At 69.3% G+C, this 18,698-nt stretch carries 25 protein-coding genes; 15 read left to right on the top strand and 10 right to left on the bottom strand.

Annotated features, from left to right (window positions below; genetic code table 11):
- Nucleotides 1–14: 14 nt before the first annotated feature.
- On the bottom strand, nt 15–1,463 hold the full coding sequence (locus tag KGQ19_RS03255) for an aldehyde dehydrogenase (RefSeq protein WP_307856335.1): 1,449 nt from the start codon (nt 1,461–1,463) through the stop codon (nt 15–17).
- A gap of 70 nt (nt 1,464–1,533) precedes the next feature.
- Complete coding sequence (locus KGQ19_RS03250) at nt 1,534–2,460, bottom strand: SDR family NAD(P)-dependent oxidoreductase (protein WP_212007531.1); 927 nt, start codon at nt 2,458–2,460, stop codon at nt 1,534–1,536.
- Nucleotides 2,461–2,536: 76 nt separating this feature from the next.
- On the opposite strand from KGQ19_RS03250, the gene KGQ19_RS03245 reads away from it, so the two are divergent.
- From KGQ19_RS03245 to KGQ19_RS03230, 4 genes are all read left to right on the top strand, one after another.
- The gene (locus tag KGQ19_RS03245) at nt 2,537–3,076 is read left to right on the top strand and encodes a TetR/AcrR family transcriptional regulator (protein WP_212007530.1); all 540 of its coding nucleotides are present in this window, start codon (nt 2,537–2,539) and stop codon (nt 3,074–3,076) included.
- Between the two features lie 215 nt (nt 3,077–3,291).
- Nucleotides 3,292–3,759 carry a hypothetical protein gene (locus KGQ19_RS03240; RefSeq protein ID WP_212007529.1) on the top strand — a complete coding sequence of 156 codons (468 nt, stop codon included), beginning with the start codon at nt 3,292–3,294 and terminating at the stop codon, nt 3,757–3,759.
- A 120-nt stretch (nt 3,760–3,879) separates the two neighbouring features.
- On the top strand, nt 3,880–4,086 hold the full coding sequence (locus KGQ19_RS03235) for a GH32 C-terminal domain-containing protein (RefSeq protein WP_212007528.1): 207 nt from the start codon (nt 3,880–3,882) through the stop codon (nt 4,084–4,086).
- 474 nt (nt 4,087–4,560) lie between these two features.
- Entirely contained in the window at nt 4,561–5,703 is a 1,143-nt protein-coding gene (locus KGQ19_RS03230; protein ID WP_212007527.1) for a S53 family peptidase, read from the top strand.
- A gap of 211 nt (nt 5,704–5,914) precedes the next feature.
- On the opposite strand, the gene KGQ19_RS03225 is transcribed toward KGQ19_RS03230, so the two are convergent.
- The 5 genes from KGQ19_RS03225 to KGQ19_RS03205 all read right to left on the bottom strand — a co-directional run bounded on the left by KGQ19_RS03225 (nt 5,915) and on the right by KGQ19_RS03205 (nt 9,306).
- Nucleotides 5,915–6,367: an SRPBCC family protein gene (locus tag KGQ19_RS03225; protein ID WP_268907685.1), complete on the bottom strand. Its 453-nt coding sequence runs from the start codon at nt 6,365–6,367 to the stop codon at nt 5,915–5,917.
- The gene (locus KGQ19_RS03220) at nt 6,364–7,158 is read right to left on the bottom strand and encodes an alpha/beta fold hydrolase (protein WP_212007525.1); all 795 of its coding nucleotides are present in this window, start codon (nt 7,156–7,158) and stop codon (nt 6,364–6,366) included. Before KGQ19_RS03220 ends, KGQ19_RS03225 begins: the two co-directional genes overlap by 4 nt.
- The gene (locus KGQ19_RS03215) at nt 7,155–7,976 is read right to left on the bottom strand and encodes a helix-turn-helix domain-containing protein (protein ID WP_212007524.1); all 822 of its coding nucleotides are present in this window, start codon (nt 7,974–7,976) and stop codon (nt 7,155–7,157) included. The genes KGQ19_RS03220 and KGQ19_RS03215 overlap by 4 nt, the downstream gene beginning before the upstream one ends.
- A gap of 166 nt (nt 7,977–8,142) precedes the next feature.
- Entirely contained in the window at nt 8,143–8,613 is a 471-nt protein-coding gene (locus KGQ19_RS03210; protein ID WP_212007523.1) for a YrhB domain-containing protein, read from the bottom strand.
- Nucleotides 8,614–8,625: 12 nt separating this feature from the next.
- A complete protein-coding gene (locus KGQ19_RS03205; protein ID WP_212007522.1) occupies nt 8,626–9,306 on the bottom strand; it encodes a DUF6629 family protein in 681 nt (226 codons plus the stop codon).
- 662 nt (nt 9,307–9,968) lie between these two features.
- On the opposite strand from KGQ19_RS03205, the gene KGQ19_RS03200 reads away from it, so the two are divergent.
- Entirely contained in the window at nt 9,969–10,139 is a 171-nt protein-coding gene (locus tag KGQ19_RS03200; protein ID WP_212007521.1) for a tellurite resistance TerB family protein, read from the top strand.
- A 229-nt stretch (nt 10,140–10,368) separates the two neighbouring features.
- On the opposite strand, the gene KGQ19_RS03195 is transcribed toward KGQ19_RS03200, so the two are convergent.
- The gene (locus KGQ19_RS03195; protein WP_212007520.1) at nt 10,369–10,917 is read right to left on the bottom strand and encodes a serine hydrolase domain-containing protein; all 549 of its coding nucleotides are present in this window, start codon (nt 10,915–10,917) and stop codon (nt 10,369–10,371) included.
- The gene (locus KGQ19_RS03190) at nt 10,883–11,701 is read right to left on the bottom strand and encodes an MBL fold metallo-hydrolase (RefSeq protein ID WP_212007519.1); all 819 of its coding nucleotides are present in this window, start codon (nt 11,699–11,701) and stop codon (nt 10,883–10,885) included. The genes KGQ19_RS03195 and KGQ19_RS03190 overlap by 35 nt, the downstream gene beginning before the upstream one ends.
- A 114-nt stretch (nt 11,702–11,815) precedes the next feature.
- Between KGQ19_RS03190 and KGQ19_RS03185 the strand changes: the two genes are divergently transcribed.
- Nucleotides 11,816–12,424, top strand: coding sequence for a helix-turn-helix domain-containing protein (locus KGQ19_RS03185; RefSeq protein WP_212007518.1), 609 nt, complete (start codon nt 11,816–11,818; stop codon nt 12,422–12,424).
- A 61-nt stretch (nt 12,425–12,485) separates the two neighbouring features.
- Here KGQ19_RS03185 and KGQ19_RS03180 read toward each other — a convergent pair whose 3' ends face one another.
- Nucleotides 12,486–13,049, bottom strand: a complete 564-nt coding sequence (locus KGQ19_RS03180) for a winged helix-turn-helix transcriptional regulator (RefSeq protein ID WP_230418132.1) — start codon at nt 13,047–13,049, stop codon at nt 12,486–12,488.
- Nucleotides 13,050–13,227: 178 nt separating this feature from the next.
- Between KGQ19_RS03180 and KGQ19_RS03175 the strand changes: the two genes are divergently transcribed.
- The 9 genes from KGQ19_RS03175 to KGQ19_RS03135 all read left to right on the top strand — a co-directional run bounded on the left by KGQ19_RS03175 (nt 13,228) and on the right by KGQ19_RS03135 (nt 18,693).
- A complete protein-coding gene (locus KGQ19_RS03175; protein WP_212007517.1) occupies nt 13,228–14,628 on the top strand; it encodes an MFS transporter in 1,401 nt (466 codons plus the stop codon).
- A gap of 5 nt (nt 14,629–14,633) precedes the next feature.
- Nucleotides 14,634–15,131, top strand: a complete 498-nt coding sequence (locus KGQ19_RS03170; protein ID WP_212007516.1) for a GNAT family N-acetyltransferase — start codon at nt 14,634–14,636, stop codon at nt 15,129–15,131.
- 105 nt (nt 15,132–15,236) lie between these two features.
- Nucleotides 15,237–15,845 (top strand): hemerythrin domain-containing protein, encoded by a 609-nt coding sequence (locus KGQ19_RS03165; protein WP_212007515.1) that lies wholly within the window; start codon nt 15,237–15,239, stop codon nt 15,843–15,845.
- A gap of 137 nt (nt 15,846–15,982) precedes the next feature.
- Nucleotides 15,983–16,246: a WhiB family transcriptional regulator gene (locus KGQ19_RS03160; RefSeq protein WP_212007514.1), complete on the top strand. Its 264-nt coding sequence runs from the start codon at nt 15,983–15,985 to the stop codon at nt 16,244–16,246.
- The gene (locus KGQ19_RS03155) at nt 16,243–16,923 is read left to right on the top strand and encodes a DUF1345 domain-containing protein (protein ID WP_212007513.1); all 681 of its coding nucleotides are present in this window, start codon (nt 16,243–16,245) and stop codon (nt 16,921–16,923) included. The genes KGQ19_RS03160 and KGQ19_RS03155 overlap by 4 nt, the downstream gene beginning before the upstream one ends.
- A 297-nt stretch (nt 16,924–17,220) precedes the next feature.
- Nucleotides 17,221–17,394 carry a hypothetical protein gene (locus KGQ19_RS03150; protein WP_212007512.1) on the top strand — a complete coding sequence of 58 codons (174 nt, stop codon included), beginning with the start codon at nt 17,221–17,223 and terminating at the stop codon, nt 17,392–17,394.
- A gap of 83 nt (nt 17,395–17,477) precedes the next feature.
- Nucleotides 17,478–17,834 carry a PRC-barrel domain-containing protein gene (locus KGQ19_RS03145; RefSeq protein WP_212007511.1) on the top strand — a complete coding sequence of 119 codons (357 nt, stop codon included), beginning with the start codon at nt 17,478–17,480 and terminating at the stop codon, nt 17,832–17,834.
- Nucleotides 17,835–17,955: 121 nt separating this feature from the next.
- A complete protein-coding gene (locus KGQ19_RS03140; RefSeq protein WP_212007510.1) occupies nt 17,956–18,120 on the top strand; it encodes a hypothetical protein in 165 nt (54 codons plus the stop codon).
- Between the two features lie 129 nt (nt 18,121–18,249).
- Nucleotides 18,250–18,693 (top strand): STAS domain-containing protein, encoded by a 444-nt coding sequence (locus tag KGQ19_RS03135; protein ID WP_212007509.1) that lies wholly within the window; start codon nt 18,250–18,252, stop codon nt 18,691–18,693.
- Nucleotides 18,694–18,698: the final 5 nt, after the last annotated feature.

Raw genomic sequence — 18,698 nt, 5'->3', positions numbered from 1 at the left:
GGCTTCAAGGGCACTCAGGCCGGGACCGTGATCGTCTTGTGCTCGACGTACTCAGCCAGGCCGACGGCTCCATATTCGCGTCCGATGCCGCTGGTCTTGTAGCCGCCGAACGGGCCGTCGAAGCCGATGGGTGCGGTGTTGACGGTGAAGGTGCCGGTGCGGATCCGGCGGGCGATTCGTAGACCGTGCTCTGCGTCGGCGGTCCATACGCCGCCGCTGAGGCCGTATTCGGAGTCGTTGGCGATGCGGACGGCGTCGTCTTCGTCCTCGTAGGGGATCACGACCAGGACCGGGCCGAAGATCTCTTCGCGGGCGATGCGCATGGTGTTGTCGACGTCGGCGAACAGGGTCGGCTTGATGTAGTTGCCCTGTTCCAGGCCGGCCGGGGACTCGGGTCCGCCGGTGACCAGGCGGGCGCCCTCCTCGATGCCGAGGCGGATGTAGGACCGTACGCGCTCTTGCTGTTCGGCGCGGACCAGCGGGCCGATGAAGGTGTCTTCCTCGGACGGGTCGCCGACTTTCAGGCCTTCCAGCAGGTTTTTGAGGGCGGTGACCACTTCGTCGTAGCGGCTGCGCGGTGCCAGCACGCGGGTCTGTGCGACGCACGCCTCGCCGTTGTTCGCCAGCGCGGAGTACCGCAAGGCGGGCACGGCCTCGTTCAGGTCCGCGTCGGGCAGGATGATCGCCGCGGACTTGCCGCCGAGTTCCAGGCTGACCCGCTTGAGCTGCCGGCCGGCGACGGCGGCGATGGAGCGGCCCGCGCCGGTCGAGCCGGTGAACGACACCTTGTCGACGCCGGGATGTGCGACCAGGTATTCGCTGGTCTCCCTGTCGGCCGGCAGGATGCTGACGACCCCCTCCGGTAGCCCCACCTGGTCGAAGATGTCTGCCAGCAGCATGATGCTCAGGGAGTTCTCCGGCGAAGCCTTCAGGACCACGGTGTTGCCCGCCAGCAGCGCCGGGATCATCTTCGCCAGCGCCGCCGAGAACGGCGAGTTCCACGGGATGACCGCGGCCACGACTCCGATGGCCTCGCGGCGTACCACGCTGCGGAAGGCGGCGTCTGGCACGGAGGACGGGAGTGTCTCCTCCCAGCCGAACTCTCGGGCCCCCTTGAGATAGCCCAGGGCCTGCCGTGTCAGTCCGCCCTGGCCCGCCCGGTTGAACCACAGCGGATTGCCGCGCTCCCGGGTGATCAGTGCCGCGATCTCATCGGAGCGTGCCTCGCGGAGCTGGTTGAGGCGCGCGATGAGGTCTTGGCGCTGCTGGGGTGTCGTGTGTGACCAGGGTCCCTGATCGAAGGCCGTGCGTGCCGCCGCGACCGCGCGGTCGACGTCGGCCAGCCGGGCCTGGACGGACTGGCCGACCGGTGACTGGTCGTGGGGGGAGCGGATGGCGAGCGGGGTGGGGTCGCTCGGGTCGGTCCACAGACCGCCGAGGTAGAGCTTGTCGCGCACTATCACGATGCTGTCTTCTTCCTGTCCTGTTGTGCGGGGAGCGGTAGCCGGCTGTGCGTGGGGGTTGTAGCCGGTTTCATGGCTGGTCCGGGCGGACCATGTGGGCGACCTCTGTAGTGGTGAAGTCGGGCAGCCCGTCGCGGTCGGTGGACAGACTCAGGTCGCGCCACGCGGCGTCCTGGGCTGCTCGTGCTGCCGCGATCTGCGGTGCCAGCCACACCGCGTCCGACCCGAGCGGCAGCCGGGTCGGCGGGTCGGGCTCGGCGGTCAGGCGCAGGACGGCTTCGGCGATCTTCGCCGGGTCGCCGCGCTGCACATCCGGGTTGCGCTGGTAGGTCCGGGCGAAGCGCCCGACGGTCGGCTCGTACTCGTGGTGCCAGCCGCCGGTCGGCAGCGGCTGGTCCGCCCTTGCCGTGCGGATGCCTCCCGGCTCCAGCACGGTCGCGTGAATCCCGATCGGGGCGAGCTCGCGGGCCAGGATCTCGAAGAACCCTCCGACCGCCCAGGCCGCCGTCTGGTACGCGGCCAGCCCGGGCTGCGCCCGCCGTCCGCCGATCGTGGAGATCTGCACGAAGTGTCCACGGCGGCGCGGACGAAGAATCGGCAATGCCGCGCGGACCAAGTGGATGCTGCCGTACAAGTTGGTCTCGATCGTGCGGCGCCACTCCTGCTCGTCCATGTCCTCGACGGACCCGACTCCGCGGTGGCCGGCACTGTTGATCACCACGTCGAGCCCGCCGAACGCGGTGCCGGCCTGTCGCACCGCCTGATCGACGGCGAGGCGGTCGGTCAGGTCGAGCTCGGTGGTGACCAGGCGTCCAGTGGGGCGTCCAGTGAGGCTGCCGGTGGCCGCGACCGCCTTGAGTTCGACCGCCTTGAGTTCGCAGAGTCCGTCGGCATCGATATCGGCGGCCAGGACGTCGTGCCCGGCTGCCAGGGCGGCACCGACCAGGTGCCGTCCGAGGCCTCCGGCGGCGCCGGCGACGAACCATGTCTCACTCATGCCGTGTCTCGCTCATGCCGTAAACGCTACGTCGATGTGACACTTAATGCAACAAGCGCGATGCTAGTGTGTCGTTATGAGAGCCGACGCAGCCCAGAACCTGGACGCGGTCCTTCAGACGGGGGCGCGGCTGCTCGCGCAGAACCCGGCGACGACCATGGCCGCGATCGCCGCGGCGGCCGGAGTCGACCGGCGCACCGTCTATCGCCGGTTCGCGAACCGGGAAGCGCTGCTTTCCGCCGTCTACACGGCCAAGCTCGACGCCTCCCAGGCGGTCCTGGACGCGGCGCGCCTGACGGAGGCGCCGGTGGCGATCGCGCTGCACGGCTACGTCGAGGCGATCATCCCGGTCAGCCGGCGCTGGCCGCTGGACATCCGGCGGATGATGAAGGACGACCCCGAGGCCGAGCGCCGGGCCGAGGAGCAGCGCGCTCGGCTGGCGGCGTTTCTCCGCCGAGCCGCTGACGAAGGGTTGATCAGGCAGGGCCTGCCGCCCGGGTGGGCGATGGCGCTGTTGGGCGGCATGGTCGACGACATGGCCCACGTGTTCACCGATATCGAGCCGGGTCCGGCTGCCGACCTCGTGGTGGATTCGTTGCTGCGTGGGGTCGGATAGCGATCGCGATCCGTATCGCCGGCAGGCAGATCAGCCACGACGCCACGATCCGGTATCACCCCGGTTCTCCCCGCGAGAGGACCGGTCCTGACGGCTGGGCTCTAACCTTCGTCGTGGCTGTTGGCCCGCGGGCATGGCCCCGCAAGCACACCACCGGCCAGAAGACCGCCAACAAGGTTCTAGAAGTGTCTCTCGTCGCATCAGGGGGTTGACCCATGTCCATTAGTTCTCGTACTCCCGCGCTCGCCGGTGTCGTGTGCGCCGCGCTGCTCCTCGCGGGCTGTTCGAGCTCGGGCACAGTCGGTGGCTCCGCGCATGGCAGTACGGCCGGCCTGCTCGGCAGCACCACCGGCGGTTCCGGTGGCACGTCGGGCGGTACGGGCGGTACGGGCAGCAGCGACGCTGGTTGCGCCCAGGCGCAGACCGCTATCGCCGACGCGGAGCAGGCCCAGTCCGAGATCGGCACCAACCCGCAGGACGTCGTCACAAAGGTCACCACGGACATGGGCCAGCTGCGGACCGCGGCGACCATGACCCAGAACCAGGATGCCGCGCAGGCCATGAACAAGGTCGCCGACGACATGCAGAGCATCCTGAGCCAGGCGGCGAACGGGCAGAACCCGGACCCGTCGACCGCGCTGGCCGACGCCAAAACGGTCCTCACCATCTGCGGAGGCAGCTGAGCCGGTACCGGCCGCAGCGCCCGGCGATCTCGCGGAAGTGTCGGCCCCGAGACCACCCACGCCATCGCGCGCGTCCGTCCCCCGTCGCAGGATCTCGCCGAGGCTTATCTCAAGGCCCCCTTGGGGACGTTGGTGGAGTGCGTCGGCTTCGACCCCGCGTTCGCGTCGGTCGAGTCGGCCCCGGTGTCGCTGACCGACGGTGCCCGGGTGCTGACCACGCAGATCTTCCCGGATCCGGCGAGCACCGGCCTGGACGTCTTCGCTGACGGCGGCCGGGCGACCGTCTCGGGACTGCGGGTGTGGAAGCCGGCTTCGATCTGGCCCTGAGTCTTCCCACGGATTCCCGGGGGAGTGCTGACGCCGGTCGTCGCGACTCATGCCATTGACCCGGCCATTGACCCTCTGAGTCTGCGCTGCTACGTTCCGCTTAAATACGAACCCTGCGACGCTTGCCGGCTGGGCGCCGGCTCCGGTGACGACCGGAGCGGGCCCGGCCGGTCTCCGTCGGGGTGGCGTATCCCCACATCACCGTCGGTCCGCTGACGGTTCCCTCCGGTTCGCCCGGAAAGCATCGTGAGTCCGCTGGCCCGCTGGTCTGCCGGCGTGCCGGAAAACGGAAGCGATGCCGAAGGTGCGGACCCAGACCTCGCCGCCGGACAGCCGACACCGGTGTCGGACTCCCCGCCGGAGCGCACCCAGCTCCGCGGTCCGTCCGCGGCCCGCTTCGAACTCGTCACACTGCACCGCGGCCCGGCCACCAGCCCGGTCTCTCCCCACAGATCCGCCTCTCGGAGGATTTCAGTGACAGCTCGTATCAGGCTCCTGCTCTCCATGCTCGCCGCGCTTCTCCTGGCCGCGGCCGTGCCGACGTTCGCCGCCGCGAACGCCTCACTCGCGGCCACCACCTACGCGCACCCGATGTTCGTGGTCGGGCACGCCGCGCCCGGTGTCCACCCGAACGTGCCGTCCGGCTACGGACCGTCCGATCTCCAGTCCGCGTACAAGCTGCCCTCGAGCACCAAGGGCACGGGCCAGACCGTGGCGATCGTCGACTCCAACAACGACCCGACCGCCGAGGCCGACCTCGGCGTGTACCGGGCGCAGTACGGCCTGCCGGCGTGCACCACGGCCAACGGCTGCTTCAAGAAGGTGAACCAGACCGGCGGCACGAGCTACCCGCCGACCGACGCCGGCTGGGCCACCGAGATCTCGCTGGACCTGGACATGGTCTCGGCGACCTGCCCCAAGTGCCACATCCTGTTGGTCGAGGCCACCTCGGCCTCGTACGCCAACCTGGGCGCGGCGGTGAACGAGGCGGCGGCGCTGCACGCCAGCACGATATCCAACAGCTACGGCGGCGGCGACCTGTCCGACACCTCGGCCCCGTACTACAACCACCCCGGCATCATGATCACCGCCAGTTCCGGTGACGGCGGCTACGGCGTGGAGTTCCCGGCGTCCTCGCGCTACGTCACCGCGGTCGGCGGCACCTCGCTGACCCGGGCCTCGAACACGCGCGGCTGGACCGAATCCGCGTGGTCCGGTGCCGGCTCCGGCTGCTCGGCCTACAACCCGGCGCTCAGCGGCCAGGCCAGCTACGGCACCGGCTGCGCCCGGCGTGCCGTGGCCGACGTCTCGGCCGTGGCCGACCCGTCGACCGGCGTCGCGGTCTACGACACGACCCCGTACAACGGCAGCAGCGGCTGGCAGGTCTACGGCGGCACCTCGGTGGCCTCGCCGATCATCGCCTCGGTGTACGCCCTGGCCGGCAACGCCGCCGGCATCAACAACAACTACCCCTACACCCACGACTCCGCGAGCACCTTCTTCGACGTCACGACCGGCTCCAACGGCACGTGCTCGCCGACCCAGCTGTGCCACGCCCGCGCGGGCTGGGACGGCCCGACCGGCCTGGGCACGCCGAACGGTGTCGGCGGGTTCTGATCCGCTCGGCAGCCGATATGGCAGCCGATGCGGCAGCCGATTGGTAGAGGATTGGTAGAAAATTGTTAGCCGTTGACGAACGGTGACCGGCGTGGTGGCGGCAGTTCAGTCGCCACCACGCCGCTTGGCCTCTCGGACCGCTGCTGGCTATTTGCGCACCGAGTTGGCGCGCGCCTTGCCGCGGGCCCGGTCGATCTGCGCCGCGGTGACGTCAACGCCGAATCATCTCGGCATGGGCCGCGAGGCCATCAGCCATCTTCCGCATGTACCGCTGAAGGTAGGGCCCCAGGTACCAGCCCATCCCCCAGCGGGTCGAGTAGGCGCCGTACCAATGGATGGACGTGCCCGCGTCCGGGGCCGGTTCGAGCTCGATCGTGGCCTGGTAGTCGCGCATCACCGGGTTGAAGGCGTCTTCGTACGCCAGCCGCTTTTCGGGTTCCACCATCGTCAGGCGCTCCCCGGTGACCATTCGCCCGGTGCGGAACGCGCGAACCGCGCCCACGCCGTCCCGGCCCTCGGGGTCGAGCCCGGCCGACCGCTCGCGCTCCAGGCTGTCGACGCACGACCAGACCGGCCAGCTTGCCGCGTCCAGCATCAGGGCCCAGATGACGGACGCAGGGGCCTTCGATCTGGCCGTCACGTCATAACGCTGTCGGCTTTTCATGTTCCGTCCAGGGACGAGATGAGGAGCGCGGCGACCTGGCTGCTCGCTTCGAGCGGAATCCAGTGGCCGATGCCGGGTATGACGACCACTTTCCTGTTCTCATGCCCGGCGGCGATGCGAACAGACAGCTCCGGCGGGCTCAATGTGTCCTGCTCGCCGGCGACCAGCGTCATCGGCAAGTCCGTGGAGACCTCTCCCGGGTCGGTCGCCTCGGCGAGGGCTTCGTTGTTGGCCGCGTAGCCCGCGGGGTCCTGGCCGCAGATGAGTTGGCGGATGAAGGCCGTGATTTCCGGGCGGAGCCGGCGGGTTTCAGCGCTCACAGAGACGTCGAGTATCTCGTCCGCGACGACAGCACTGCCCATCTCCCGGATCCGGCCGGCACGGTTCCGGATCGCCTGCGCGGCCGGTGGCGTCGGGGGCGAGACCGCGCCGAGCAGAACCAGCCCGGATACGAGATCCGGGCGCGTCGCCGCGATGGCGCGGGCCACGAGCCCGCCCATCGAGTGGCCGACCAACAGGACCCGGTCGACATCCAGTCCGGCCAGGATCTCGATGGCGTCGGCGGCGTGCGAGTCAACGGTGATCCGGCTCCGTCCCAGCGGGGACCGCCCGGCGCCGGCGAAGTCGGGGCGGATGACACGAGCCCCGGCCGCGGCCAGAGCAGCGGCCTGCCCCCGGTAGACGGCGGACGTGCCGCCGATGCCGTGCAGGAGCATCACCGCGGGGCCGGTCCCGTCCTCGGCGACGGAAAGCTCATGGTCGCCCACGGACATCATGGCGATCTCGGTCATCGCCGGGATTCCTTTTCCTCAAGGGCTCTGAGCCCGACGGCCGCTGCGCTGTCCGGCGCCGCGGAGTAGACGAACAACCGCTGCCCGGGCGCGCCGACCACGGTGAAGGCCTGGTAGTGCAGGTCGAGGCGTCCGACGCGGGGATGGCAGATGCGTTTTACCTCGGCCCCGCGAGGCCGCACCTCTTGGCGTGCCCATATCTGGGCGAACAACGGGCTGCGAACGCTGAGTCCGCCGAGGGTCTCCTCGATGCCGGGGTCGTCCGGAAACTGCCCGGCCTGGGCCCGCAGGTTGGCCACGGCGTTGGCGGCGACCTCGTCCCAGTCGACGTAGAACTCACGGGCGAACGGATCGAGGAAGATCATGTGCAGCAGGTTGTCGAATCGGGTGAACCCGCTGTACAGAGCCGTGGCCAAGCTGTTCGCCGCCAGGATGTCGCTCGCCGGTCCGACCACACACGCGGGCACGTCCAGGAAGTGTTCCATCAGCTGCCGCAGCCGCTCGTCCACCTCGGGCCGAGCGACGCTGCGCACCCTGTGCGATGCCGGCTTCGCCACCCGGAACAGATACGCGGTGGTGGGCTCGTCCAGGAGCAGGGCGCGCGCGATCGCGTTGAGGACCTGCTCGGAAGGCCTTCGCTCGCGTCCCTGCTCAAGCCGCACGTAGTAGTCCGTGCTCACCTCGGCAAGCAGCGCGACCTCCTCACGGCGCAGCCCGCTGACCCGACGAGAGGCGTCGTCTTGAAGACCGACTCGGCTCGGGCTGACCAAGCCGCGACGCGCCCGCAGGAAGGCGCCGAGTTCGTTGCCCACATCCACGGCCACAACGCTAAGCCGAAACCGGCTGGGCTGGCAGGGCGTGGTACACCCACCCGCTCGCAGGCAGCGATAGCCCCTGATCCGCTGACGCTAGTCGGTGGCCACTTGAAGAACTACTCGGCGAACAGGCACATGGCGAACAGGCACATGGTGTTGTCGAGCCGGCTCATTGAACGGGCTCGGGATTCGGGCCGGTAACGCGGTGGCGCGCCGAGAACGCCGGCGGAGAGGTCTCGGCCCCACGCGGTCGCAGCGGGTCCGGATGCGGAACACCGCGGACCTCCTCCAGATAGTCCTGGATCCAACTCCCGCTTATGCGATTGGCGGACGCGTTCATGTGGTGAAGGCTGCCGTCCAGACCGTCCACCAGGAAGTAGCCAGGTCCGGCCAGCAGGTCGCGGTGTGAGCGAGTGCGCACCCATCGAACGCATTGAATGTAGACGAACCAGCCGAATCGGTACTCCTCGGTGCCGACGACGACCAGTGTTCGATCGGGGTCGGCTTGCGGTGGCCGGGAGGCGAGATGTGCCTCCACGACCTTGACTGCCCACTCGCGTGACACCACGTCTCCACCATAACCAGCGACGCCGGATGGCTGAAGAGCTCCGGTGTCACGGTGGAGGCGCATCGAGCGCATTCGGGAACGCCTTCAGTTCTGCAAACGCGTGCGGTCCAGCCCGCTCGGGCGGGTCATCGGCCGCGAGCCCCAGGCCCAGCGCAGCAGGATCAGGCTCGCCACCGCTGCGAGCGCGCACCAGGTCGAGGCGAAGGCCAGGCGCCAGACCAGGAAGCAGACGACGCTGCCGACCGTGCAGACGACGCCGAGTGTCCGGATGGTGCGGTCCTCCGCCACGAGCAGGGCACCGAGGGTCGCGACCAGGTATCCCGCGACGACCAGAGGTGCGGCCGCTATTCCGACGGTGTAGGCGATGGTGTGGCCGTGGACGTGGGCCTTCACCGGTTCGCGGGCCAGGGCGACGGCCAGGGTGATGGAGGTCGCCGCGCCGACTCCGGTCAGGAAGACGAGCCGTCGCCGGACCTTGCCGGCCGCGGATGACGAGGCCAGCAGGACCGCGACTGGAACCAGCAGGGGGAGCAGGGGCAGCGCGATGACGGCCCAGATGACCCGGGCCGCCGAGGCCACCGAGGGCGACACGGTGCCCTCCTGTCCCCGCCACACCACCGACTCGACCATTTGGTGGGTCCCGAGCAGCAACGGGAGCGCGGCCAGGGGGAGGTCGGTCCGGCGGCGGACCCCGGCCAGAGTGCCGATGCCGAGGGCGGCGATCACGCCCCCGGCGATGAGGTCGGCGTCCGGACTCCAGCACATGGCTCCACCTCGGATCCGGCGTCATGCCGCGGCGTGGCCGACGCTGGAGCGGCGACGGAATACGGCGCCGGGCGTGCCCGCACAGGCAGCGCAGGCAGCACCGGCGGCCCAGGCAACACCGGCGGCACCGGCAGCACAGGCATCGGTGAAGGCCAGGCGAGCTGCGGTGCGGTGCGGTCCGACGTCATCGGCACTTCCCGGGTGTGGATCTGCTCGGCTGCACAGTTTTCTCCTGAGGCGTTGTGTCGCTCCTCCAGTAGAACGGCAGAAGCTCCGGAGCGATAGCCAAGGGCCCTGGACGATCGCCCGGACGGGATCACCGGTGGGCAAGATCGATAAGCGGCGGCTCCGTCAGCGGTTCCAGAACGTGGCCACACAGGCACCATAAGCACGACCAGACAAGCACAACCACTACAGGCAGCCCGTATTCGGCGTCGGCCCTTGCAGAACGCCGGGCATCGGTGCAGACTGGGGTGCGCAACGCAGGGTACGTATACCGTCTCGAATCGTGACCATACGTACTGGGCGCTGTCCGGGCCAGGCCCCCGCCCGACGGTGAACACCCTCCCCAGGACCGGCCCGCCCGAAGTGCTGATCGCCGCAGTGATCCGTCTTCCCGCAGTCTGCGATCCCCTGCTCCCTGCGCTCCATCATGTGTCCAGATGTGTGCCGTCGACGGTGCCCAGGCCACGAAGGAGAAGACGAAGGTCCTGGAGGCAGCCGGGATCTTCGGGGTATCCGGCGACGCCGTCCTGACCATCCATGCCGTGGCGGGTATGGAGATGACCACTGCCAAATTACGCAGGGCTCTGTTCCAGGTCGACACCCTGTAACACCCCCTGGGCTGAGCATGCTGGGTGCCGGGGGGCCTCTGGCGGCTCAGCGTGGTGCCGGCTCGCTACAGGCGGGCGCTGGCGAGCCAGGGCACCAGCGGGGTGCAGCGCGAAGCCGCACCCCGTATATGCCCGAAGGCCGGGACCCCTGGTCCCGGCCTTCGGTAATGCCGGGCGGGCTGGTCCGGGCTGGTCCGGGCTGATCTGGATCAGCGCGCCCGGTGCGGTGTCAGAACACTGACGTCGGCCGGGCCGTGTGGGACCCGCTGCCGTCCAGGCAGCGCAGCACCGCTGTCACCCGCCGGTGCGCGCTTTCCGTCGGCGGCAGGCCGAGCTTGCCGAAGATCCGGTTGATGTACTTGTGCACCGCGCGCTCGCTGATGACCAGTTCGGCGGCGATCGCCGGGTTGGACAGACCGCGCGCCATCAGGGCGAGCACTTCGAGGAGGCGCTGGATCGTCACACTGCTCCACGCCGGGTACTGCGGAAGCCACTTGCCGAGCGTGTCGTGGATGGACAGCCGCCCCTCGGCTTCCGACTGGAGCAGCACCACCGAGGTGAACGCCTTGGTGGTGCTGCCGATCTGCCGCATTGCGTCGTCGGACACCGGCGTGTGGCCGCCGAACCGCGTGGTGCCGACGGTGACGGCGGTGGCGTGCCGTTCGCCCGGATAGGTGACGCGGACCGAGACCGCCGAGAGGTGGTCGGTCTCGCCCCGCGCGTGAAGGTGCCGACACGCCCGATCAGCCGATCGGCGGCGCGAGGTACTCCAGCGCATAGCCGTCGCCGGCGGCGCTCACGCGGGCGATGCCGGGTGAGTCGAGGTGAGCGCCGGCCACGAAGTGCTGCGGTTGGGTCAGTTGCGCGAGTAGGGCCGCTCGTGCCGCGCGGGCCTGGGGCTGGTCGCCGTCGAGTTCCCAGGACACGTTCGGCTGGTCGAATTGGAGCGTGGGGACGTGGACGGTGTCGCCCCAGGCGAGAAGGTGGCCGGTGCTGCTCCGGACGGCGTAGACGGTGTGGCCGGGTGTGTGGCCCGGGGTCGGGATCGCGGTGGTCCAGGCGTTGATCGCGACCGCTTCCGACACGGGTACCACCCGGTCGCGGAGCGGCGCGAGTCGGCCGGTGAACACCGAGGTGTCGCCCGCGCCGATCCACACGCGCTCGAGTTCGGTGAAGGCCTCGGAGCCGTCGGGCGCGATCAGGCCGCTTACGTGGTCTTCGTGCCGGTGGGTGATGGCGACGTCGGTGACCTGCGCGCGGTCGATCCCCGCTTCGTCGAGCGCGGCATAGATCAACCCCATGCCGGGGACGTGCCAGACGTCGGAGGCGCCGGTGTCGATGAGGACCGAGCGGGCGCCGTCGGTGATGAAGAAGGCGTTGACTGACAGCCGGAGGTTGTCGTCGGCCAGGGGGACGGCGGCCGGCAGCTCGTCGAGCGGGCGTCCGTCCTCGTCGCGGAGCCGGGTCGGCGGCATGTCGATGTACCCGTCCCGCAATGAGACCACCTGAAGGTCGCCGAATTCGAACGTGGCGTGGTGCCGGCCACTCGAGATCAACCGCATGGAACCCCTCCGTCGGGTCGGGCGTGCACCGTCCATCTTCGATGGAAGATAGAATCTACTTTAGGAGAAACTCTACACTGTGGGCAGCGAGGTATCCATCGATCTAGGAGCACGGTGGTCAAGCAAGATGGAAACGCGGCCGAGCCGGAGCCCGGTGACGACCTGGCCGGCGCGTTCGGCGCCAACGTGCGGCGACGCCGCGAGGAGGCGGGCCTGACGCTGGAGCAGCTGTCCACCCGGTCATCGGTCAGCCGGGCGATGCTGTCCAAGGTCGAACGCGGCGAGAAGAGCCCGACGATCGGCGTCGCGTCCAGGATCGCCCACGCGCTCCAGGTGTCGCTCTCGGACCTGATCGGTGCGCCGGCAGCCGCCGCGTCCGGCGTGGCCGTCGTGATGCGCAAGACGGATCGCCCCGTTTTCCGCGACCCGGAAACCGGCTTCGAGCGGCACATCGTGTCGGCGGCCCCGGGCGCGGGACGTGCCGAGATGGTCGTCCACTACCTCCCCGCGCAGGTCTCCACCGGGCTGCTACCCGCGTATCCGCCGGGTACGGAGAAACAGCTCGTGGTGCTGGAGGGCGCCCTCACCGTCGCGGTCGGCGGGATCAGCGAGACCCTGAACGCGGGCGACTCCCTGTTCTTCCAAGCCGATGCGGACCACGGCTTCGCCAACCGGACGGACGCTCCCTGCGAATACATCATGGTCATCTCGCGCAGAACCTGATCGGTGGCGTACCGGCCGGTGCGGGCGTCGCCCGGAGCGGTTGCGAGCTTCCAGCGGCCGGTCAGGAAGCCGTGTCCGGACGCTCCCGGACTGTTTTCGGCGCGTTCGGTGGGTTCGGCGCGTTCGGCGTGGTCGGTGCCTTCGGTGCAGACCACGCGGGGTTCTTCCGGACGCCGACCTGTTCCAGCTCGACCGCGTCCCCGCTCTCACTGCGCACCTCGACGTGGACCGGGACGCCCGTCTCGTGGTCGAGGTAGTGCAGCGGCGCCGTGCCGTCCTGCAGGTATTTGTCGCCCCACTGCATCAGGGCCACGATGACCGGGAACAGGTCGCGGCCCATGTCGGTGAGCACGTATTCGTCGCGGGTGCGGCCGCCGTCCTCGCGGTAGGGGCGCTTGGCGAGCAGGCCGGCGCCGGTCAGGTGCCGTAGTTGGTGGGCGGCGGCGCGGTCGGTGACGCCGATCCGGCTGGCGAAGCCGCTGAACCGGGTGGTGCCGTAGAAGGCCTCGCGCAGGATCAGCAGCGCGGAGCGGGTTCCGACCACCTCCAGCGCCTTGGTCAGCGAGCAGTGGTCGGTCTTCCACGCGCCGAGGTCGGCCAGCGCGCCTTCCATGACTACGGGCATGGGCCCCATGATACCGACTTCGACTGGAGTCTTGTATAGCCAGACTCTCGCTGGCTATATTTCGGGATAGTTAGAGCCCTGCGGCCGGCTGAGCTCTGTTGCCGGCTGAGCCCTGCCGTCAGTTGAGCTCTGCCGCTGCCGCTCTCGAACAACTGGGATCGATCGCAAGGAGATTCGCGTGGCGATACAAGCCGCACCGCCCCAGGAAGCCGTGCGCCCGGAGGGCGCCCGACCATCGGTGATCACGTTCGTCGTGTGCTCCGCGGCGTTCATGGCGATGCTCGACGTCTTCGTGGTCAACGTCGCGTTCAAGGGCATCGGCGCCGAGTTCGGTGCCCGGCTCGCCGATCTGAGCTGGGTCCTGAACGCCTACACGATCCTTTACGCCGCGCTGCTGATCCCCGCGGGCCGGCTCGCCGACCGCTACGGCCGCAAGCCGGCGTTCCTCGCGGGACTGGTCTTGTTCACCGCCGCGAGCGCCGCCTGCTCCCTCGCACCCCAGCTGTGGTGGCTGGTGTTCTTCCGCGGAGTGCAGGCGGTCGGCGCGGCCGTGCTCACCCCGGCCAGCCTCGGGCTGCTGCTCACTGTGCTGCCGGCGGAGCGCCGGGCCGGCGCGGTCCGGATCTGGGCCACCACCAGCTCGTTCGCGGGCGCGGTGGGCCCGGTGGTCGGCGGCGCTCTGGTGGAGTTGTCCTGGCGATGGGTGTTCGTGATCAACGTTCCGGTGGGGGTGGCGGCGTTCGTGGCGGCCCGCCGCGTGCTTCCCGACCTGCGGGAGGCGTCAGTGGTGCGGATGCCGGATCCGGTGGGCACGGCGGCGCTGGCCGTTGCCTTCGGTGCGGCCTCGCTGGGCCTGGTGAAGGGCCAGGATTGGGGGTGGACCGGAGCGCAGAGCCTCGGTGTCTTCGCTGTCGCCGCGGTCGCTATCGCGGTGTTCGTATTCCGGATGCTTCACCACCCCTCACCCGTGGTGGATCCGGCCTTGTTCCGGATACCGGCCTTCGTCTGGGCCAACATCACAGTGCTGATGTTCTGCGTCGCCTTCGGCGCGGTCTTCCCGTCCGTCGTGCTGTGGTTGCAGGGCCCGGTCGGCTACTCCACGCTGGTCACCGGCCTGGCCCTGGCCCCCGGGCCGGTGATGGTGCCGGTGTTCGCGGCCGTCGGGAGGCGCCTGGCCTCGCGCGTCCCGGCCGGAGCCCTGGTGGCGGCGGGGAACCTGGTGTTCGCCGCCGGTGCCGTGTTGCTGGCCGCGAGTGCCTCCTCGGATCCCCGGTACGCGACGCAGATCCTGCCGGGATGGCTCGTGATCGGCGCCGGGATCGGCCTGGCCCTGCCGGTCATGCTGACCCAGGCCACCGCCCACCTGCCCGGAGCACAGGCGGCTTCCGGCAGCGCCGTGGTCAACACCAGCCGCCAACTCGGCTACGTCCTGGGCGTCGCCATCCTCATCGCCATCGTCAGCGCGGCGGACTCCGCACGCCATCCGGCGCACTCCTTCGGCCAGGCCTGGTGGTTCATCGCCGGCACCGCGGCCGTATCCGCCGCCACCGCCTGCGGCATCACCAGCCGCCAGAGGTGATGACCGTGGCCGTCATTGTGGAGCCCGGCACCGTACAGCTGCGTCCATGGCGTGCGGACGACATCGAAAGACTCGGCGAGGCCGCTGTCGGGATCTCGCGGGACACGCTGGCCCTCCGGTTCGGCGTGCCGTATCCCACGATCCCCGATTGGTATCTAGCCCGGATCGCCGAAGGCTGGGCACGCGGCACGTGGAACGCCTGCGTGGCGGAGAGCGAAGGCCGCATCGTGGGCTGGGCGGAGTACGGACTGGGCAACGACCGCGACTCCGCCGAACTCGCGGCCCTGGTTTGCGACCGCCACCAGGGAGGCGGTCTAGGTACGAGACTGGTCAAGGAAGTCGCCGCTGTGGCCAAGGCGGCTGCGGTGCCCGTGTTGTATGCGCAGATTCAGGTCGGCAACCGAGCCGCACGCGGAGCATTGCACGCGGCGTTGCCGAGCCTGCGATACACGGGGGTGCGGGACGGGCAGTGGCACTACGCCGTGTGGTTGTCCGGCATCTGACTCCGAGCGCGGACCGTGACGAGGCTGTTTACTCTCGGGCGGGCAGGGCAGCAGGAGGCTCGCGGTTCTATCCCGCGACCCGCGCACAGTCGCATCGGAGTCGCCATGTCAATAGCCGAGGACAGCCCTGGCAGCCCTGGTACCCCTGGCAGCCCGGAAACCCCTGACGTCATCGCGGTGCTCAGGGGCGACCACCAGGACGTCGAGGAGCTGTTCAAGAAGGTCCAGGACCATGCCCATTACCGCAACCGCCGCAAGGAGCTCGCGGACCAGGCCATCATCGAACTGGTCCGGCACATGGTGGCCGAAGAGCAGTACGTCTACCCGATCGTCCGCGAGGCCGATGGGGGACAGGCGGTGGTCGATCACGCGGTGAGTGCAGACGCCGAGGCCGAGGCGCTCATGAAGCAGCTTGAGCCGCTCGAAGCGACCGACGAGGTCTTCGACCGGGTGCTCATCAAGCTGATGACCGTGACCCGCTCCCATGTCGCCGACGAGGAGACGCAGCTGTTCCCGTGTCTGGCCGCGGCGTGCCCACCGACGGAGTTGCGTGAAATCGGTGAGCGGGTTCAAGCCGGCAAGTCGGTCAGACCGACCCGACCGCACCCGGCGGCCGTCACGACGCCTCCGGGCGACGTGCTTGCCGGACCCGTGCCGGGTCTGGTCGACCGGCTCCGCGACGCATTGGCGCGTCCCACCGAAGGAGGGTACTGATGACTTACGCCACCGGGACGCCTGGCCACGCCAGGATCGTCGGCACCCGACCGCGCGCGGGGGGTGCCGGCCCGCCCAAACGCCGGAACGGTGCCCGTCCAGCGGGTCAGCAGCGTTTGCGGACACCGGGAGACGACATGTCCGACTGGGTCCAGCAGGGCGCCTGCCGGACCAGCGAACCGGAGCTGTTCTTCCCGATCACGGCGCCCGGCTACACCCGGCCGAAGCAGCAGCTCACCGCGGCGAAAGCGGTGTGCCAGCAGTGTCCGGTGGTCGAGTCCTGCCGCAAGTGGGCACTTGCCCATCCACGGATGGCCCAGTACGGGGTATGGGGAGCGATGTCCGAGGAGGAGCGCCGTACGGTCCGCCGCCATGGTGATCGGTCGGGGTCCCGCCCTTGACGAGTCAAGCGCACACCGGCGACCGGAATCGGAATGCGACCGGCCGGCCGGTCAGCTCGGCCCGGACGAAGCTGCTGGTGTCCGTCGCCGCGGCGGCCGTGGCAGGCGTGGCCGCGGCGTTGCTGGGCGCCGGCCGGGCCGCGCCGTTGATCGGCTGGGACGTGCTGGCGGTCGTCTTCTGCGCGTGGGTGTGGTCCGCGGTGTGGAGCCTGGACGCGGAGGCCACGGCAGGACATGCCAACCGGGAGAACCCCAGCCGCGATCTGGCCGACCTGGTCCTGCTCGGGGCCGCGGTCGCGAGCCTGGTCGCCGTCGGGGTCGTGCTGTTCGGAGCCGGCCACGCGAGTGGGAACGCCAAGTACGGGCAGGCGGCGCTGGCGCTGGTCTCGGTCTTCGCGTCCTGGACGCTCGTCCACACGGTGTTCACGTTGAAGTACGCGCGGCTGTACTACTCCGGCGAGGTCGGCGGGATCGACTTCAACGAGTCTGACGCCCCGCAGTACAGCGACTTCGCCTATCTGGCGTTCACCATCGGCATGACGTTCCAGGTCTCCGACACGAACATCGGGTCCAAGGAGATCCGGCGCACGGCGCTGCGGCACGCCTGGCTGTCGTTCCCGCTGGGTGCCGTGATCATCGCGACGTCGATCAACCTCGTGTCCGGGCTGGCGAAGTGAAACGCCTGGTCCGCCCCCGGCCGCCGGGCCCCGCTGATTCCGCGGCTCGCGCTATATCGGGAGTTGACGGGCGTATGCTGGCAATAAGCCCAAGTAGAGCTATTGCCCCTTCGCGACCGGAGGGAGATCGGGGGCCTCATGATGAGACCCGACAAAAGCAACGTCATCGGCGACCAAGGCATCCACACGGCTGGGTACAGTGCGCAAGCTCCCCGATCGGCTCAGCCCGGCCGGGAGTTCAGGCCGGACGAACGGCTCCGGCGGCTCCTGAGCCAGAAGAGGGGCCCGGACGCCGTCATGCTCAGCGCGCTCTCCGTGGCTCTGCTCTGCGGCCTGATCGGCTTCGCGGTGAACTTCATGTGGGTCGTCGCCGTCATCGTGATGGCGCTGGCGCTGGGATTCGTCATCGCCGACAGCCGGCGTAATCGCATAGACATCGCCAACCAACGGGGCGAAGGGAAAGACGGCTAAGGCCGTGACCTGATCTGCGCCATGTCCGCCCGGACATGGCGGTGGACCCTGAGACGCCGCCGGTCGGCGCGGGAGGAGGCACGATGATCCAGGCAGCGGACCTGCGGGAGTGGCGTACCTACGATGTGGTCGACTCCGGTGGGCACAAGATCGGCTCCTTGGAGGCGGTCTACGTGGACACCAGTACCGACGAACCCTCGATGGCGACCGTCCGGGTGGGCCTTCCCACCAGGCACCGCTTGGTGTTCGTCCCGCTGGACAACGTGGTCGTGGGACCCGACTACGTCAGGGTCAACTATGCCAAGTCGCTGGTGAAGGGAAGCCCGGCGATCGGTACCGACGACGTCCTCCCCTTCGAGGACGAGGAAGCTGTTTTCCAGCACTACGAGCTGCCGTACGAGCCCGGTGCCTCCGGGGAGCGGCAACTCGCTCGCCGCTGAACATCGGCCCGCAAGCTAACCATCGGCCCGCAAGCTAACCATCGGCCCGCAAGCCGACCAGCTGCCCGCAAGCCGGCTAGCTGCCCCAACTGACCATCTGCCCGCAAGAGGAAGAAGCGCCATGGTTGTGTTCCTGCTCCTCATCCTGGCCGCGGTCGTGCTGGGCATCATCGGCGCCGTCGTCAAAGGCCTGTTCTACCTGCTGATCATCGGCTGCGTGCTGGTCGCCGCGGCCCTCGTCTTCGGCGTGGTGCGGCTGCGTCACCCGCAGCAGCGGCAGCGATGAAGACCTTCTGAACTAAAGCCTCCCTGTTGGCCGGGAGGTCTAGACTTGAACTACGCCCGGCCAATCTGGGCGGTCTCCCCGGACCCCGGTGACGCTTCGCACTCCTGCGGCACGTCCTAGGGGGCCGGCATGGCGGACATCAACTCGCGCATCGACTCGGGCATCGACTTACGTGGGCGGTCCGATTCCGGTCGGCTGGATATCGGCGCCCCCGCCAGTACCTCGCGGGCCTTGTTGACCATATCGGTCGACCCGACCGCGAGCAGGCCGGTGGTCTCCTTGGCCGGCGAGTTGGACATCGCGACCGCGCCCGCCGTCAAGACCGTCTGCTTCGAAACGTTCGAATCCCGCCCCCGCCCCTACGTCGTCGTAGACCTGGCCGGTTTGTACTTCTGCGACTGCGCGGGCTTGAACGCGTTCGTCCTCATCCATAACTGGGCTCGCGCAGGCGGCGGGTGGATCCGGCTGTGCCGTACGGACCGTCGTTTGCAGAAGATGCTCGATATCACCGGACTCGCGGCGGCGCTGCGCTGTTATCCGACCGCCGTCGATGCCTTCGCCGATGTCGAATGAAGCGC

The sequence above is a fragment of the Catenulispora pinistramenti genome (assembly GCF_018274385.1).
In the GTDB taxonomy this organism is placed as follows: Bacteria; Actinomycetota; Actinomycetes; order Streptomycetales; family Catenulisporaceae; genus Catenulispora; species Catenulispora pinistramenti.
The sequence above is the reverse complement of the archived record's forward strand: the minus strand, read 5'-3'. Positions and strand labels throughout refer to the sequence as shown.

Coding starts and splice junctions, on each gene's coding strand:
- KGQ19_RS03250 (WP_212007531.1), bottom strand. CDS start 2,460: ATGAGTGAGACATGGTTCGTCGCCGGCGCCGCCGGAGGCCTCGGACGG.
- KGQ19_RS03245 (WP_212007530.1), top strand. CDS start 2,537: ATGAGAGCCGACGCAGCCCAGAACCTGGACGCGGTCCTTCAGACGGGG.
- KGQ19_RS03240 (WP_212007529.1), top strand. CDS start 3,292: ATGTCCATTAGTTCTCGTACTCCCGCGCTCGCCGGTGTCGTGTGCGCC.
- KGQ19_RS03225 (WP_268907685.1), bottom strand. CDS start 6,367: ATGAAAAGCCGACAGCGTTATGACGTGACGGCCAGATCGAAGGCCCCT.
- KGQ19_RS03220 (WP_212007525.1), bottom strand. CDS start 7,158: ATGACCGAGATCGCCATGATGTCCGTGGGCGACCATGAGCTTTCCGTC.
- KGQ19_RS03210 (WP_212007523.1), bottom strand. CDS start 8,613: ATGCGCTCGATGCGCCTCCACCGTGACACCGGAGCTCTTCAGCCATCC.
- KGQ19_RS03205 (WP_212007522.1), bottom strand. CDS start 9,306: ATGTGCTGGAGTCCGGACGCCGACCTCATCGCCGGGGGCGTGATCGCC.
- KGQ19_RS03200 (WP_212007521.1), top strand. CDS start 9,969: ATGTGTGCCGTCGACGGTGCCCAGGCCACGAAGGAGAAGACGAAGGTC.
- KGQ19_RS03195 (WP_212007520.1), bottom strand. CDS start 10,917: ATGCGCTGGAGTACCTCGCGCCGCCGATCGGCTGATCGGGCGTGTCGG.
- KGQ19_RS03190 (WP_212007519.1), bottom strand. CDS start 11,701: ATGCGGTTGATCTCGAGTGGCCGGCACCACGCCACGTTCGAATTCGGC.
- KGQ19_RS03180 (WP_230418132.1), bottom strand. CDS start 13,049: ATGCCCGTAGTCATGGAAGGCGCGCTGGCCGACCTCGGCGCGTGGAAG.
- KGQ19_RS03165 (WP_212007515.1), top strand. CDS start 15,237: ATGTCAATAGCCGAGGACAGCCCTGGCAGCCCTGGTACCCCTGGCAGC.
- KGQ19_RS03160 (WP_212007514.1), top strand. CDS start 15,983: ATGTCCGACTGGGTCCAGCAGGGCGCCTGCCGGACCAGCGAACCGGAG.
- KGQ19_RS03150 (WP_212007512.1), top strand. CDS start 17,221: ATGCTCAGCGCGCTCTCCGTGGCTCTGCTCTGCGGCCTGATCGGCTTC.
- KGQ19_RS03145 (WP_212007511.1), top strand. CDS start 17,478: ATGATCCAGGCAGCGGACCTGCGGGAGTGGCGTACCTACGATGTGGTC.
- KGQ19_RS03140 (WP_212007510.1), top strand. CDS start 17,956: ATGGTTGTGTTCCTGCTCCTCATCCTGGCCGCGGTCGTGCTGGGCATC.
- KGQ19_RS03135 (WP_212007509.1), top strand. CDS start 18,250: ATGGCGGACATCAACTCGCGCATCGACTCGGGCATCGACTTACGTGGG.